Annotated in this window: 15 protein-coding genes; 4 read left to right on the top strand and 11 right to left on the bottom strand. The window is 68.9% G+C overall.

Annotated features, from left to right (window positions below; translation table 11 throughout):
* The 3 genes from FOC67_RS00250 to FOC67_RS00240 are packed head-to-tail and all read right to left on the bottom strand — an operon-like array spanning position 1 to position 2,767.
* Positions 1 to 1,437, bottom strand: coding sequence for a glycosyltransferase family 39 protein (locus FOC67_RS00250; protein WP_004365413.1), 1,437 nt, complete (start codon positions 1,435 to 1,437; stop codon positions 1 to 3).
* A complete protein-coding gene (locus FOC67_RS00245; protein WP_003107470.1) occupies positions 1,434 to 2,408 on the bottom strand; it encodes a glycosyltransferase family 2 protein in 975 nt (324 codons plus the stop codon). The genes FOC67_RS00250 and FOC67_RS00245 overlap by 4 nt, the downstream gene beginning before the upstream one ends.
* Entirely contained in the window at positions 2,405 to 2,767 is a 363-nt protein-coding gene (locus FOC67_RS00240; protein ID WP_003116095.1) for a GtrA family protein, read from the bottom strand. The genes FOC67_RS00245 and FOC67_RS00240 overlap by 4 nt, the downstream gene beginning before the upstream one ends.
* 236 nt (positions 2,768 to 3,003) lie before the next feature.
* On the opposite strand from FOC67_RS00240, the gene FOC67_RS00235 reads away from it, so the two are divergent.
* Positions 3,004 to 4,365, top strand: coding sequence for an MATE family efflux transporter (locus FOC67_RS00235; protein WP_003111808.1), 1,362 nt, complete (start codon positions 3,004 to 3,006; stop codon positions 4,363 to 4,365).
* Here the strand turns inward: FOC67_RS00235 and FOC67_RS00230 are convergent.
* The 7 genes from FOC67_RS00230 to FOC67_RS00200 all read right to left on the bottom strand — a co-directional run bounded on the left by FOC67_RS00230 (position 4,341) and on the right by FOC67_RS00200 (position 11,866).
* The gene (locus tag FOC67_RS00230) at positions 4,341 to 4,709 is read right to left on the bottom strand and encodes an SLOG family protein (protein WP_009314301.1); all 369 of its coding nucleotides are present in this window, start codon (positions 4,707 to 4,709) and stop codon (positions 4,341 to 4,343) included. The genes FOC67_RS00235 and FOC67_RS00230 overlap by 25 nt on opposite strands.
* On the bottom strand, positions 4,697 to 6,364 hold the full coding sequence (locus tag FOC67_RS00225; RefSeq protein ID WP_009314302.1) for a Na/Pi cotransporter family protein: 1,668 nt from the start codon (positions 6,362 to 6,364) through the stop codon (positions 4,697 to 4,699). Before FOC67_RS00225 ends, FOC67_RS00230 begins: the two co-directional genes overlap by 13 nt.
* 42 nt (positions 6,365 to 6,406) lie before the next feature.
* Positions 6,407 to 6,616 carry a hypothetical protein gene (locus tag FOC67_RS00220; RefSeq protein WP_003121106.1) on the bottom strand — a complete coding sequence of 70 codons (210 nt, stop codon included), beginning with the start codon at positions 6,614 to 6,616 and terminating at the stop codon, positions 6,407 to 6,409.
* A gap of 50 nt (positions 6,617 to 6,666) precedes the next feature.
* Entirely contained in the window at positions 6,667 to 7,443 is a 777-nt protein-coding gene (locus tag FOC67_RS00215; protein WP_003135296.1) for a hypothetical protein, read from the bottom strand.
* 97 nt (positions 7,444 to 7,540) lie between these two features.
* Positions 7,541 to 10,252 (bottom strand): magnesium-translocating P-type ATPase, encoded by a 2,712-nt coding sequence (gene mgtA, locus FOC67_RS00210; RefSeq protein ID WP_003125401.1) that lies wholly within the window; start codon positions 10,250 to 10,252, stop codon positions 7,541 to 7,543.
* A 226-nt stretch (positions 10,253 to 10,478) separates the two neighbouring features.
* Entirely contained in the window at positions 10,479 to 10,697 is a 219-nt protein-coding gene (locus FOC67_RS00205; RefSeq protein WP_009314303.1) for a hypothetical protein, read from the bottom strand.
* A gap of 329 nt (positions 10,698 to 11,026) precedes the next feature.
* Positions 11,027 to 11,866, bottom strand: coding sequence for an arylamine N-acetyltransferase (locus FOC67_RS00200; protein WP_003095340.1), 840 nt, complete (start codon positions 11,864 to 11,866; stop codon positions 11,027 to 11,029).
* Between the two features lie 124 nt (positions 11,867 to 11,990).
* Between FOC67_RS00200 and FOC67_RS00195 the strand changes: the two genes are divergently transcribed.
* Positions 11,991 to 12,446 carry a DUF2214 family protein gene (locus FOC67_RS00195; protein WP_009314304.1) on the top strand — a complete coding sequence of 152 codons (456 nt, stop codon included), beginning with the start codon at positions 11,991 to 11,993 and terminating at the stop codon, positions 12,444 to 12,446.
* A 4-nt stretch (positions 12,447 to 12,450) separates the two neighbouring features.
* Here FOC67_RS00195 and lpdA read toward each other — a convergent pair whose 3' ends face one another.
* The gene (gene lpdA / locus FOC67_RS00190) at positions 12,451 to 13,854 is read right to left on the bottom strand and encodes a dihydrolipoyl dehydrogenase (protein WP_083842300.1); all 1,404 of its coding nucleotides are present in this window, start codon (positions 13,852 to 13,854) and stop codon (positions 12,451 to 12,453) included.
* A gap of 172 nt (positions 13,855 to 14,026) precedes the next feature.
* Between lpdA and FOC67_RS00185 the strand changes: the two genes are divergently transcribed.
* Both FOC67_RS00185 and FOC67_RS00180 read left to right on the top strand, forming a co-directional pair.
* Positions 14,027 to 14,566, top strand: a complete 540-nt coding sequence (locus FOC67_RS00185; RefSeq protein WP_003095346.1) for a PaaI family thioesterase — start codon at positions 14,027 to 14,029, stop codon at positions 14,564 to 14,566.
* A 67-nt stretch (positions 14,567 to 14,633) separates the two neighbouring features.
* Positions 14,634 to 15,194: a TetR/AcrR family transcriptional regulator gene (locus FOC67_RS00180; protein WP_003112334.1), complete on the top strand. Its 561-nt coding sequence runs from the start codon at positions 14,634 to 14,636 to the stop codon at positions 15,192 to 15,194.
* Positions 15,195 to 15,198: the final 4 nt, after the last annotated feature.

Raw genomic sequence — 15,198 nt, 5'->3', positions numbered from 1 at the left:
TCAGCCAGGCGGCGCGACGCCCTGGCATAGCTGGTACTGTCCCACCGGCGGCCGGCAGCGCAAGCGCTGGCGCACCTCGTCGGGCAAGGCGCCGAACGAACGCGAGCGGATCGCCAGCAGGGCGTCGCGACGCAACCAGCCGGCCAGTTCGCTGTCCTCCGCCCGTTGTGCCCGCCCGCCGCTGTAGAACACTGCCGAGTACGGCCGCTTCGGCCAGAACACCAGCGGCCGCTCGCGCCAGCCGGCGTCGCTGGCCAGCAGCGCGGCGGTGGACTTCTGCTCGGCGCGCGAGCCCAGCAGCAGGGAGCCGAGGAACAGCGCGAACAGCAACGGCGTCAGCGCCAGGCAGGCCAGCCCGCCACGCCGCAGCCAGGCGCTGCGCGCCAGCGGCGCGCGCAGCAGGTCGGCGGCGAGCAACGCCAGGGCCGGCAGGCCGGGCAGCACGTAGGTCCAGAGGACGTTGCCGGCGAAGGTGAAGAACAGGCACGGCGCCAGTCCCCAGAACAGCCAGTAGCGCCTGCGCGAGGCGACGCCATCGACCACCTCCCCGCGCTGGCGCCAGCCCAGCCAGAGCAGCAGCGGCAACCAGAGGCTCCAGGGAAACGCGGCGGCCAGCAGGAACAGCCAGACGCTGCCGTAGGGATAGGCGTGGGCATTGCCGTAGCGGTCGCCGTCCCAGCCGGCGGTGACGAAGCGCTGCCAATGCTCGCCGAGCAGGAAGTACTCGAGGAAGCCCGGCGTCTTCAACTCCGCCAGCAGGTACCAGGGCGCCGCCACCAGGAGCATCAGCAGGCTTCCGCGGATCCATGGCAGGCCCCGCCAGAGCGCGCGCCAGCGCCACTCCAGCAAGGCCCACAGGCCGATCGGCAGTCCGGCGAGGATCAGCGTCAGCGGCCCTTTCGCCAGCAGCCCGAGGCCGAGGCCGAGGAACATCAGCCAGCCCTCGCGGCGCCGGATTCCCTCCGCGCCATGCAGGCCCAGCCAGAAGCCGCGCATGGTCAGGACCAGGGCCAGGGCCAGGGCCATGTCGGTCATCACCGCCCCGGAGGCGACGAAGAACAGCGCCGAACTGCCCAGCAGGACGCAGGCGATCCGCGCCTGCCGACGATCTTCGCGAGCCTGCCAGTCCCATACCAGCCACAGCACCAGCACGCCCAGCAACCAGTGCGGCAGGCGGCTGGCGAACTCGTTGGCGCCGAGCAGAAGCTGGCCGCCGGCGCTGAGCCAGAAGGCCAGCGGCGGCTTGCCCCAGAACGGCACGCCGACGTCGTACCAGGGCGTGATCCAGTCGCCCAGTTCGGCCATCTTCCGCGCCACCTCGCCATAGCGGGCCTCAGTGGTGTCCATCAGCGGATAGCTGCCCAGGCTCAGCAGGCGGATGGCGAAGGCCAGGGCGAGCAGGAACCAGGCCAGCGGCCAGCCGCGCAGCGCCCTCACGGATTGGCCCCGCCGACCTGCGCCGGCAGGTAGCGGTCGATCAGGTAGAGCGGGCGGCGCCGCGCTTCCATGGTCATCCGCCCGAGGTATTCGCTGCATACGCCGATGGCCAGCAGTTGCAGGCCACCGATCAGGAACAGCGCGGCGATCACCGGCCAGTGCTCGTGGATCTCCTGTTGGCCGAAGATCCCGGCGAGCAGGGTCGCCAGGGCCGCCAGCAGGCTGAGCAGACCGAGGTAGCCGGCGACCTTCAGCGGCGCGGTGGAAAACCCGGTGATGCCCTCCAGGGCGAAGTTCCACAGCCGCCAGTAGCGCCACTTGCTGTGGCCGGCGACGCGAGCGGCGCGGCTATAGGCGATATCGACCTGGCGGAAACCGACCCAGGCGAACAGTCCCTTCATGAAGCGATTGCCTTCCGGCAGCTCGCAAAGGGCATCGACCACCCGCCGGTCGAGCAGGCGGAAGTCGCCGACGTCGCGCGGGATCGGCACCTCGCTGAGGCGGTTGATCAGCCGGTAGAAGGCGCTCGCCGAGGCGCGCTTCAGCCAGCTTTCACCGGCCCGGCTACGGCGGCGCATGTTGACCATTTCGGCGCCGCCGATCCAGGCGTCGAGCATCTGCGGGATCAGTTCCGGGGGATCCTGCAGGTCGGCATCGATGACGATCACCGCGGCGCCGCGCGACAGCTTGAGCCCGGCGCTCATCGCCTGTTCCTTGCCGAAGTTGCGGGTGAAGCGGGCCACGCCCACCCGGCGGTCGGCGGCCTGTAGCTGGGCGAGGATCGTCGCGCTGCGGTCGGTGCTGCCGTCGTCGACATAGAGCACCTCGCAATCGTCGCCAAGGTCGCCGAGCACGGCGCCGAGGCGCTGGTGGAAGGCCGGCAGCACCGCCTCCTCGTTGAACACCGGCACTACCACGCTGAGCAGGCAGGGGGCCTCGAGCTTCGACGCCAGGGAAGGTTCGATCATCATGAGAAGGTCCAGAGTCGATGAAGGTGATAGGTCGCCAACAGCAGTGCGCCGGTCGCGGCGAGCTGGGCCAGGCGGTAGTCGAGTCCGGCGAGGTCGCCGAGCAGCAACACCAGGACGGCGTTGCCGAGTACGCAAAGCAGGCTGACGGCGAAGAAGCGCGGCAGCGAACGGAACACCGGGCCACGGTGGCGGAAAGTCTTCCAGCGATGCCCCAGGTAGGCAGCCAGAGCCCCGCAGCCTGCTCCCGTCGCGGCGGCCACGGCGGCGCCGACGGCGAAGCCCTCGACCAGGAGGGTCAGCACCAGGTAATGAACGGCGGTGGCACCGGCGCCGACCGAGACGAAACGCCCCAGGAGCATGCATGGCTTCCTCTGGAAACAACCGACGCCGGCATTCTAGGAAGGTGCGCAAAGCCCCGCGGTTAGCGCTGCGCAAGCTTCCTGACAGGTTTTCGCAGGGTTCCCCGCGGCAGGCCTGGAAGCCGCGTCGGACAAGGAATACACGGCAGGCAGAGGTCTGTTACCGGATATGAAAAACGGGTTTTCCGCAGGCCTCGCCGCCGTCGCTATACTGCCCGGCCGATCCGGAGGACCCCATGAGCCTGTTGCGCGATGCCTGGCGCCACGCCCCGACCCACCACAGGGTCTGGGCGCTGGCCGGGCCGATGATTCTGTCGAACGTTTCCGTTCCCCTGGTGCACCTGGTGGACAGCACGGTGGTCGGCCACCTGCCGCACGCCTACCAGCTCGGCGCGGTAGCCGTGGGCGGCAGCCTGTACACCCTGATGGTCGGCGTGCTCGGCTTCCTGCGCATGGGCACCACCGGCTTCGCCGCCCAGGCCGCCGGCCGCGACGATGGCGGCGCGCTGCGCCTGATCCTCGCCCAGGGCCTGGGCATGGCGCTGCTCCTGGCCCTGCTGCTCGGCGCGCTGGCCCTGCCCCTGAGCGGCTGGGCCCTGCAACTGATGCAACCGTCGGCGGAACTGACCGGCGAGGCCCGCGCCTTCTTCCATACCCGCCTGCTCGGCCTGCCGGCGGCCCTGGCCAGCTACGCACTGGTCGGCTGGTTCCTCGGCACGCAGAACGCACGGGCGCCATTGGCGATCCTGTTGACCACCAACCTGAGCAACATCGCCCTGGTGCTCTGGTTCGTCCACGGCCTCGACTGGGGCGTGCAAGGCGCGGCCCGCGCCTCGGTGCTGGCGGAATGGAGCGGCGCCCTGCTCGGCCTGGCCCTGACCCGCCGCGACCTGGCCCGGCGCCCCGGGCGGGCGCAGTGGCAACGCCTGCGCCACTGGCTGTCCTGGCTACCGCTGCTGATGGTCAACCGGGATATCTTCATCCGCAGCCTGGCCCTGCAACTGGTGTTCTTCCTGCTCACCGTACAGGGCACCCGCCTCGGCGACGCCACGGTAGCCGCCAACGCCCTGCTGCTCAACGGCCTGCTCCTGACGTCCTACGCCCTCGACGGTCTCGCCCACGCGGTGGAGGCGCTCTGCGGCCACGCCATCGGCGCCCGCGACCGAACCGCCCTGCGCCGCGCGCTGGTGGTGGCCGGTGGTTGGTCGCTGCTGGCAAGCCTGGCGTTCGCCGCGCTGTTCGCCCTGTTCGGCCACCTGTTCATCGACCTGCAGAGCGACATCGCCGGCGTCCGCGAAGTCGCCTACGCCTATCTGCCGTACCTGGCCTGCCTGCCGCTGCTGGGGATGTGGAGCTATCTGCTCGACGGCCTGTTCATCGGCGCCACCCGCGCCCGCGAGATGCGTAACGCGATGCTCGTCGCGGTGGCCGCCAGCCTGCCCCTCGGCTGGCTGTTGCAGGGGCTGGGCAACCACGGGCTATGGCTGGCGTTCCTCGCCTTCATGCTGCTGCGCGGGCTGGTCCTGGCCGCCTACGGCTGGCGCCTGACCCGCCGCGATGGCTGGTTCGCCGCTCAGGGCGCCGACAGCGGGCGATAGGCGAGCATCAGCGGGACGTAGGCAGCGTGCGCGACCTGTATCAGTTCGCTGGCCAGGCGCCCGCCGGGAAACACCAGCACCAGGTCCGGCGCGGCATCGCCGAGGACGGCCTCGCCATACTCGCGCAGGGCGTTGTCGCTGCCACTGCGCTCCGGATAATCGTAGGCGCGCGAATCCGCGCCACGCTCGCGGCACCAGCGCTCGGCCTCGTCCGGCAGGCCGCTGCCGGCATGCAGCAGGTGACCGAGCAGCGCCACCGGTTGCAGGCCGTGGCACTGGTCGAGCGCCAGGCGCAGGCGTTCGGCGTCCTTGAAATGGCGTCCGGCGCAGATCAGGAGGCGCATGCCGATCCCTCCCCTTGCCCTGGCTCGTCCGGCCGCTTCGCCATCGGATCGATGCCGCTGCGTTCGAGCAGCGGATAGGCCAGGGCGGTGACATGATGGTGGATGCGTCGGTAGTCGCGGAGAATGCGCTGGAACACGTCACCGGACTCCACCCAGGCACCGCGATCGTCGCGCAGGCGACGGAAGCGCTCGCGACTGGCATCGGCCTCCAGTCGCTGCAGCAACTTCTTGCGCGCCACCAGGCGCAGCGCGGCGTCCAGGTCTTCGCGAAGGAACGCGCTGATCGCCAGGTGCAGGCTCTCCTCGATCGCCGCCTGCAACGGCAGCATGCGGCCCAGCTCGAACTCGCTGCCGGCGCGACTGCGACCGGCCCAACGCATCGCCAGGGGCAGCAGGCTGTTGGCGACGAGATCGCCGATGTGCTCGATGTTGATGGCGAACAGGAGAATTTCCTGGGCACGATCGGCGTCGCTGTCGCCAAGGCCGTCCTGGCCGAGGTCTGCCAGGTAGGCGCGGATCGCCGCACTCAACTGGTCGAGGGCCTGGTCCTGGCGACGGATTTCTGCCGCCACCTTCGCCTCCGGTCGCTGCAACAGGCCGCTGGTGGCGCGCAGCATCAGACTGGCCATGTCGGCCAGCCGCAGGACTTCGCGAGTAGCGTTGGCCAGGCCGATGTTGGCCACCTCCAGCCCGGCTTCGTCGAGGTAGCGCGGCATGCCCGGCTCGTCGGACTGTGCCTCTTCCGGCAACAGGCGCGCGAGCAGCGCCGCAAGCGGTCCGGTGAAGCCGATCGCCAGCAGTGCCAGGGCCAGGTTGAAAGCACTGTGGAACCAGACCGCCGCCGCACCACCGAGTGCGTTGGCCGGCTGCGCCAGCGCCGTCAGCCAGGGCAGCACCAGCAGGCAACCGAGCAGGCGCACCAGCAGGTTGCCCAACGGCAGGCGCCGCGCCACCCGGCTACCGGCCACCCCCAGCGCCGGCAAGGCGCCGCCGAGGTTGGCACCGAGCACCAGGGCCAGGGCGATGGGCAGCGAGACCAGTCCGGCCTGGGCCAGGGACGCCACCAGCAGTACCACCGCGACACTGGAATGGCAGGCCCAGGTCAGCAGCGCGGCGAGCAGCAGGGCGATCAGCGGATCGCCTTCGAGGCCGTGGATCACCGCGACAAAGGCTGGCGAGGCCTCGATCTGCTGCAGGGAATGGCCGAGCAACGCCAGCGCCAGAAGCATCAGGCCGAGTCCGATCAGGCACTGGCCAAGGCTCTCCAGGCGCGGACCGTCGCCCAGGCGGAACAGCAGCAGGCCGGACAGCAGGGCCAGCGGCGCCAGCAACGAGGTGTCGAAGCTGAGCAGTTGCACCACCAGAGTGGTGCCGACGTTGGCGCCGAGCATCACTGCCAGCGCCGGCGCCAGGCCCAGGGTGCCACTAGCGGTGAAGGACGCTGCCATCAGACTGGTGGCGGTGCTGCTCTGCAGCAGGCCGGTGATGCCGAGCCCGGCGAGCAGGGCCAGCCAGCGGTTGCCCAGGTGGCGGCCGAGCCAGTTGCGCAGCGCAGTGCCGAAACCGCGCAGCACGCCGCTGGAGACCATGTGCGTGCCCCACAACAGAAGGGCCACGGCACCGGCCAGGTTGATCAGGAGGATGGTTCCCAGCATGGCGGAACTCCCGGTTCGGAATGGATCGTGAAGGGAACGGGCTCATTGACCCATGGCCAGCCTGAGCGAGGCACGGTTGAGCGCGCTCGAGCAGTCCAGCAGGTATTTCACTTCGACCTGGCTCAGGCGGCCGCTGGCGTATGCGCGCACGCTGATCACCATCAGCAGGTGCGCGGCCTTCGCCAGCAGACGTGCTGCCAGGCCACAGAGCGCGCGGCGAGACGCGCCCAGGCATTTGCGTACGACGTTCATGGCTGTTTCCTCGGTGGAGGAGCGTGCCGCAGCGCGGCACGCCCTTGGGCTCAGAAACGCAAGGTCGCTCCCGAGACCAGCCATCGCTCGCGCTCGCCGCGCAGGTGGCCGCCGACCAGCAGGTCGAGGTCCAGCCGTTCACCCAGGTGCAGCCGCGGTCCGGCCTGCCAGCCGCTGTCGCCGGCCGACTCGCCGAAGCGTTCGGCGATCAGGGTCAACGGCTGGCCGACGCGGTATTCCATGCCCATGCCCCAGTTCCAGCGATGCCGGCGCTCGCCCTCGGCGTAAGCATGCCCCAGGCCGACCCCGGCGTTCAGGCGCAGGGCCTCGAACGGCTGGTAGCTCAGCGGCAGGTTGAAGCCGGCGCCTTCGAAGGCGTGCCGGCGGTCCAGGTAGAGATCCGCCGAGAGCGCCAGGGCCAACGCCAGGCCGAGGTCGTCGCGGGCCAGCAGCGGTGTCTTCAGCTCGGGGCTGAGGCGGCTGTGCCGATCGCCTGCGTCGCCCTCGCGCACCAGCGCCGCGCCGAGTTGCACCGATGGTAGGGCGGAGAAGGTGCAGGCGGGCGACAGCACCGACTGGTAGCGGTTGCCGTGGTGGCGTTCGCGCTGGTGCCAGGCGTCCAGATTGCATTCGCCGACGGGATCGATCTCGCCGTCGTCGACCCGGTAGGCGCCGCCCGCGGCGCGAGCCTCGGACAGCAGCGCCAGCAGCAGGACGCAGGCGAGCGCGGCGGCGACGAAGCCCAGGCGCCAGGACAGGGCGCGTCGCAGCGCGGCCGGCAGCGGTTGGAAAAGGGGCGCCCGCGGGCGCCGGTCGTGCAGGGTCATGATGCGTCTCTCCATGCGTGGGTCCGGTGTGCGTTGCGCGGCGCGGCGAGGCTTGCCGACGCGCTGGGAAAGGCCGGGACGAAGCCCGGCCGATCGCTCAGAACCACTGGCCGAAGCGGCGGATGTAGAGGGTCTTCATGGTCTGCGCGGTGACGCAGTAGCAGAGCAGCGTGCCCACCAGCCAGGGGAAGTACTCCCACGGCAGCGGCTGCAGGCCGACCATCGCCCCCAGCGGCGAGAACGGCACGTAGATGCCCAGCGCCATCACCAGCCCGGTCATCAGCATCACCGGCAGCGCCGCGGTGCTCTGGATGAAGGGAATCTTCTGGGTACGCAGCATGTGCACCACCAGGGTCTGCGAGAGCAGGCCCTCGATGAACCAGCCGGACTGGAACAGCGACTGCATTTCCGGGCTGTTGGCGGCGAACACGAACCACATCAGCGCGTAGGTGGTGATGTCGAAGATCGACGAGGTCGGGCCGATCCAGACCATGAAGCGGCCGATGTTCTTCGAGTCCCACTTGCGCGGCTTGGCGAGGAACTCCTTGTCCATCTTGTCCCACGGCAGCGACAGCTGGGAGATGTCGTACATCAGGTTCTGCAGCAGCAGGTGGATCGCCAGCATCGGCAGGAAGGGGATGAAGGCGCTGGCCACCAGTACCGAGAACACGTTGCCGAAGTTGGAGCTGGCAGTCATGTTCAGGTACTTCATGATGTTGCCGAAGGTCTCGCGGCCCTTGATCACGCCCTCCTCCAGGACCATCAGGCTTTTTTCCAGGAGGATGATGTCGGCCGATTCCTTGGCGATGTCGGTGCCGCTGTCCACCGAGATGCCGACATCGGCATCTCGCAGCGCGGGGGCGTCGTTGATGCCGTCGCCGAGGAAGCCAACGGTGTGTCCGTTGCCCTGCAGGGCCTTGAGCACCCGCGACTTCTGCAGCGGCGTCAGCTTGGCGAACACCGTGCGCTCCTCGGCCAGGCGTTGCAGGGTGGCATCGTCCATCAGGTCGATGTCGCGACCGAGCAGCGGCTCGCCGACGTCCAGGCCGACCTCGCGGCAGATCTTCGCGCTGACCACCGGGTTGTCGCCGGTGAGCACCTTCACCGCCACGCCGTTCTCGCGCAACGCGGCGATGGCCGGGCCGGCGGTTTCCTTCGGCGGATCGAGGAAGGTCAGCAGGCCGGCGATCACCAGGTCGCGCTCGTCGCTGGCGCCGTACTGGGCCTGGGACTCCGCGCGCGAGAGGCTGCGGGTGCCGAGCAGGAGCACGCGGAAGCCGTCGCGGTTGTATTGCTCGGCCAGCGCCAGCAGGGCCCGGCGGCGTTCCTCGTCGAGCGGTAGGTCGACACCGTCCTGGTGCACGCGGGTGGCGATCTCGAGCATTTCCTCGACCGCGCCCTTGCACACCAGCAGGTGTTCGCCGTCCTTGCCCTCGAGGATCACCGAGAGACGCCGACGGACGAAATCGAAGGGCAGTTCGTCGACCTTGCGCCAGGCATCCGACGGCGTGATGCGCGGGTTCTGTTCGACGAAGGCGACCACCGCGCGGTCCATCAGGTTCTTCATCCCGGACTGGTGGAAGCTGTTCAGCCAGGCCATTTGCAGGACCCGGTCGCAGCGCCGGCCGGCAACGTCGACGTGATGCTCGAGGATGATCCGGTCCTGGGTCAGGGTGCCGGTCTTGTCGGTGCAGAGCACGTCCATGGCGCCGAAGTTCTGGATCGCGTTGAGGCGCTTGACCACCACCTTGCGCCGCGACATCGCCACCGCGCCCTTGGCCAGGTTGGCGCTGACGATCATCGGCAGCATTTCCGGGGTCAGGCCGACCGCCACGGCGAGAGCGAACATGAACGCCTCGGTCCAGTCGCCCTTGGTGAAGCCGTTGATCAGCAACACGATCGGCACCATCACCAGCATGAAGCGGATCAGCAGCCAACTGACGCTGTTCACCCCACGGTCGAAGGCGGTCTGCGCCCGCGAACCGACGATGGAACGGGCCAGCGAACCGAAATAGGTGCGCGCACCGGTGGCGACCACCACCGCGGTGGCCGTGCCGCTGACCACGTTGGTGCCCATGAAGCAGATGTTCGGCAGTTCGAGCAGGTCCTGCTGGTCGGCGGCGATCCGCTTGGCGGACTTCTCGCGGACCGCGCCGAGGGTGTCGTATTTCTCCACCGGTAGCGCCTCGCCGGTGAGTACGGCCTGGCTGATGAACAGGTCGCGCGATTCGATCAGGCGGATGTCGGCGGGGATCATGTCGCCGGCGGACAGGCGCACGATGTCGCCGACCACCAGTTCGCCCATGGGGATTTCCCGCAGCTCGCCGCGCATCCCGCGCTCGTCGCGGCGCAGCACGGTGGCGGTGTTCCGCACCATGGCCTTGAGCGCCTCGGCGGCCTTGCCCGAGCGGTATTCCTGCCAGAAGCGCATCAGGCCGCTGACCAGGACCATGCAGAGGACGATGATGACGCCAGTGAGATCGGTTTCCTCACCGTCCTGCAGCGGCAGCCAGAAGTCGGTGAAGAAGCTGATCGCGGAGAGCGTCATCAGCACGTAGATGAAGGGGTTGTTGAACGCCTGCAGCAGTTGCACCAGGACGTGTGGCGGACGGTCGTGGGCCACTTCGTTGGGGCCGTCGGCGTGCAGCCGGGCGGCGGCCTCGGCCTGGTCGAGGCCGTCCTGGCGACCGCGGACGTTGGTGAGGGTGGTTTCCAGGCTGTTCTGCGCTTCGCGGGCGGCGCGCATGGACAGTCGGTCGTTGCGGCGCTCGGTGTCGAGCTGGGTATTGCGTTGGGTCGCTACGCTCATGACTCGGTCTCCTGTCGCGAGCTGCGCGACGGCGACACGAGTCGGTTGCCGGTCAGGTGACAGGCAAAGGCGTGCCGGGTCGCGATGTTCGCGATCGGTGGGAAGAATGTTCGGCTTGTCCGGGTAAGGCCCACTGCGCGCGGCCGCTCAGGCGGCACGCAGCAGGCCGACTTGGTGGTTCGTCCATGGCAGGCTCCTTGTGCGAAGGGTTAGGCAGGAGAAAGCGTCAGCCGCGCATCGGGCGGCGACCGCTCTCAGGGTTCTCTTCGACCTGCGTCTCCAGGCGGCGATACTCCAGGCGACCGCCGGCCGGGTCGACACACCAGGCGAGGCTCGCAGGATGGCCGTGGCCGGGAAGGATCGCGCCGGGGGACTGCGCGGCGCGCACGCGCATCTTCGCCACGAAGGCGGATACGCCGGGGGATACCGAATTCTCGAAGTTCATGACTCACCTGTACCCGGCGTGCCGGACACGGGTGAGAAGCAGTGGGTCAGCCCAGGATGCCGCTCAACCGACCGACCCGTTGCGGGTTCCGTCGTGCGTTGGTTTGGGTCATCGCACCAGCCGGCATCTGCTGGGCCGGGCGACGACTACTGGGAATACTGTCCATGGCTCTCTTCGTAGGGGGAAAGAAAGTGCCCGGCTCTGCGGGCGGGGGTTTTATAGACCTCTTGTCAGACGAGGTCAACCGAAAAAGCCGTTTCGTTCAGGCTTCTATGGAACATCGGAAAATTCCCGCAGGAGTCCGGCGAAAAGACACCGGCCAAAAGCGCTCAGGCGGAGATCAGTCCCGCCAGCCGTCGCGCCAGCGCCGGCACTTCGGAGGCCGGGTCGAGGCGCAGGCGAAAACGGGTCTGCAGGATGTCCAGCAGTTCCTCGACGTCGCGCAGTTGGCGCTGCAGCGTCTCGCCGTTGCCGGCGCGCTGGCCGAACAGCCCGTCGGCCAGGGTCAGGCGCAGGTCGCCCTCGGTTATGGCGGCCTTCAGGCCCTGGCGGAACACGCTGTGCGGGTGGGTCGAGGTGTACCAGTTGCGCGGGATGTAATCGATCCACAACTGCGGGCGCAGGTCGAAGCGGTACAGCGGCAGCCAGCCGCTGCGACCGCGCACGGCGCTTTCGTAGAGACCGGCGTGCGGGTCGACCAGGCGCACGCAATGCACCTGTCCGGCGTCCGCCTCGTCGCCCGGCAAAGGCAGTGCTCGCGGCGGATTGGCCGAGCCGAAGCCGACATCCACCAGGAACTCGCCCTCCGCCAGGTACAGACGCAGCATCAGATGCGATTGCTGGGTCAGCGGCGCGTCCTCCGGGAGTCCCCAGCGTACCCGTGCCACCAGCAGTTCCAGCTCGTAGCCGAGGGCCAGCAGCAGGCGGGCGAACAGCGAGTTGAGTTCGAAGCAATAACCGCCGCGGCTGCCCTCGACGACCTTGGCGAAAACCTTGTCGGCGTCGATCTCGATGGGACGGTCGAGCAGCACGTCGAGGTTCTCGAAGGCGACCCGGCGCAGATGCGCGTCGATCAGTCGGTCGAGACTCGCCAGACTCGGCGGACCCGGATCGTCGATGCCGATATGGTGCAGGTAGGCATGGGTCTGCTCGGGCGTCAGCGGGGTCATGGCGGGCTCCGGAAAATGGCCAGCTCGATTCTAGACGCATTCTCGGGGAATACCGGAAGCGCCGTCAGGCACATTGGCCCGGGGTCTGCTTGACTGTGCCCATCCCACCCCGAGGAGCGCCGCCATGGCCCAGGCAATCGTCGCCTACCTGCACTACCTGTCGATCTTCCTGCTGTTCGCCCTGCTGGTGTTGCAGCACCGCCTGCTGCGCCTGCCGCTGGACCTGGAGCGCGCCCGCAGCCTGGCGGTGATCGACCGCGGCTACGGCCTCTGCGCCCTGGCGGTACTGGCCAGCGGGTTGGCGCGGGTGCTGTGGTACGGCAAGGGCGTCGACTATTACCTGCACAATGGTCTGTTCCACGCCAAGGTCGGGCTATTCGCCCTCGCTGCCCTGGTCTCGCTGTTGCCGACCGTTACCTTCCTTGGCTGGCGCGGCGCCCTCAAGGCCGGCGAAGTGCCGGCGGTGACGCCGGCCCGGGGCCGGCGGGTGGTCATGGCGGTGCGCCTGCAACTGCTCCTGCTGCTGGTCATTCCGTTGCTGGCTACGCTGATGGCGCGCGGCTTCGGCATGCGCGGCTGAGCCCTCAGTTCTGCATGGCCCGGCCATGCACGTCCATCGCCGCCTGGCGCAGCGCCTCGGAGCGGGTCGGATGCGGATGGCAGGTCAGCGCGAGGTCCTCCGCCGAGGCGCTGAACTCCATGGCCACGCAGGCTTCGCCGATCATCTCGCTGACGCCCGGCCCGATCATGTGCACGCCGAGCACCTGGTCGCTGCGGGCATCGGAGAGGATCTTGATGAAGCCTTCGCTCTCGTGGTTGATCTTCGCCCGGCTGTTGGCGCTGAACGGGAAGCGTCCGACCTTGTACTCGCGCCTCGCCGCCTGCAGCTGCTCCTCGCCGAGGCCGACGCTGGCCACTTCCGGCTGGGTGTAGATGACCGACGGAATCACCTCGGCGTTCATCTCCGCCGCATGCCCGGCGATCCGCTCGATGCAGACGATCGCCTCTTCCTCGGCCTTGTGCGCCAGCATCGGTCCCGAGGTCACGTCGCCGATCACCCAGACGCCCGGCGCCGCGCTGCGCTGTCCCTGGTTCTCCAGCATGCCGCGACGATCGCTGGCCAGGCCGACCGTCTCCAGCCCCAGTCCTTCGGTATAGGGGCGCCGGCCGATGGCCACCAGCACGTAGTCCGCCTGCAGCGATTCCGTAGCGCCGCCGGCGGCCGGTTGCAGGTCGAGTTCGACGCCCTGCTCGCCACTGTGCGCGGCGACCACGCGGGTGCCGAGGCGAAACCGCATGCCCTGGCGGGTCAGGGCGCGCTGCAGGGTCCTTGCGGTTTCCCCATCCAGCCCCGGGCAGATCCGCTCGAGGTACTCCAGCACCGTGACCTGTGCGCCCAGCCGGCGCCAGACCGAACCAAGCTCCAGGCCGATCACGCCGGCGCCGATCACCACCAGGTGGCGAGGCACTTCGGCCAACTCCAGGGCGCCGGTGGAGTCGAGGATGCGCTGGCTGTCCACCGGCACGCCGGGCAGCGGCGCCGGTTCCGAACCGGTGGCGATGACGATGTCGCGCGCCTCCAGTTGCGCGTGGCCGCCGTCGGCGAGGGCCACGCCGACCCGGCCCTCGCCTTGCAAGCGCGCCCAGCCCTTGATCCACTGCACCTTGTGCTTGCGGAAGAGGAATTCGACGCCACGGGTCAGGGCGGCGACGCTCTCGTCCTTCTGCTTCATCATCTGCGCCAGGTCCAGTTCCGGGCTGACCCGGATGCCGAGCCGGGCGAACTCGCCGCCGCTCGCCGCGGCGTATAGCTCCGAGGCGTGCAACAGGGCCTTGGACGGCATGCAGCCGACGTTCAGGCAAGTCCCGCCGAGGGTTTCGCGACCCTCCACGCAGGCCACCTTCAGGCCCAGCTGGCCGGCGCGAATGGCAGCGTTGTAGCCCCCCGGACCGGCGCCGATCACGATCACGTCATAGCTTTCCATCATCCTGCTCCTCGGTTGTCCCGCCACGGCCCCCTCAGCGTAGGCGACGCCGGCGCAAATAGAGGAAACGCCGCGTAGAGGGACCGAAAGCGATTGTATTTCGCTCGTCATGCAAAGCTTATATGATGACCGTAATTTTCCTGCAACCCTTTCCCACCACGACAGGAGCACTACCATGGAACAGCCCGGCCGCGAAGATCGCCTGAACGCCTGGATCGCCACCGAGCGGGCCGCCCGCGCCCGCCTCGGCGCCAGCGGAACCCTGGAGCTGGCGCAAGTCGCCGCGCTCTCCCCGCAGGAGTTCTTCGACCGCATCGGCAGCGGCCAACTGCCCTGTCCGCCCTACGGCGAACTGGTCGACTTCGTTCCCATCGAGTGGTCCGAAGGGCGCTTCCTGTTCCAGGGCACCCCGGACCGCCGCCACTACAATCCGCTGGGTAGCGTGCACGGCGGCTACGCCGCGTCGCTGCTGGACTCCTGCATGGGCTGCGCGATCCATACCCGGCTCCAGGCCGGCCAGGGCTATACCACCACCGACCTGCGGATCAGCTACCTGCGCGCGCTGACCGACAAGGTCGGCCCGGTGCGCGCCGAAGGCCGGGTGGTGCACCTCGGCCGCTCGACGGCGGTCGCCGAGGGCCGGTTGTACGATGTCGACGACCGTCTCTACGCCGTCGGCTCGACCACCTGCCTGGTCCTGCACATGGCCGGATGAACGCGGCTTCGCCAGGGAAGGCCGCCAGGCGTTAAGATGACGACCTGCATTCCAAGGTATCGAAGCCATGCGTTATCCCGAAGACCACAAGCAGAAGACCCGCCGGCGTATCGTCGAGGAGGCTGCCCGGCTGTTCCGCCAGGACGGCGTCGGCGCCACCGGGCTGCAACCGCTGATGAAAGCCCTGGGCCTGACCCATGGCGGCTTCTACGCGCACTTCAAGTCCAAGGACGACCTGGTGGAAACCGCGTTGCGGCATGCCGCGGCGCAACTCGACGAAATCACCGCGCCCCTGGCGGAGGCGGAACGACCGCTGGCGCTGCTGATAGAGCAGTACCTGTCGCCGCGTCACCGCGATAACCCCGGCGCCGGCTGCCCGTTGCCGACCCTGTCGGCGGAACTCGGCCAGCGCGGCACGCCGAGCCCGACCACCGACAGCATCGTGCGCAAGCGCCTGGCGATGATCGAAGCGGCCCTGGAGGGCGAGGACGCAGGCGAGCGCGCCGTGCTGCTGCTCGCTTCGCTGGTCGGCGCGCTGCAACTGTCGCGCAGCGTGCAGGATGAGGCGCTGTCGCAACGGATACTGGAAGCGACGCGCAAGAAGCTGCTGGAGCAGATGGAGCGCTAGGGCC

The sequence above is a fragment of the Pseudomonas sp. FDAARGOS_761 genome (genome assembly GCF_013343155.1).
Classification (GTDB): Bacteria; Pseudomonadota; Gammaproteobacteria; order Pseudomonadales; family Pseudomonadaceae; genus Pseudomonas; species Pseudomonas aeruginosa.
Note: the sequence above shows the minus strand (reverse complement) of the source record. Positions and strands in the feature narration are given on the sequence as shown.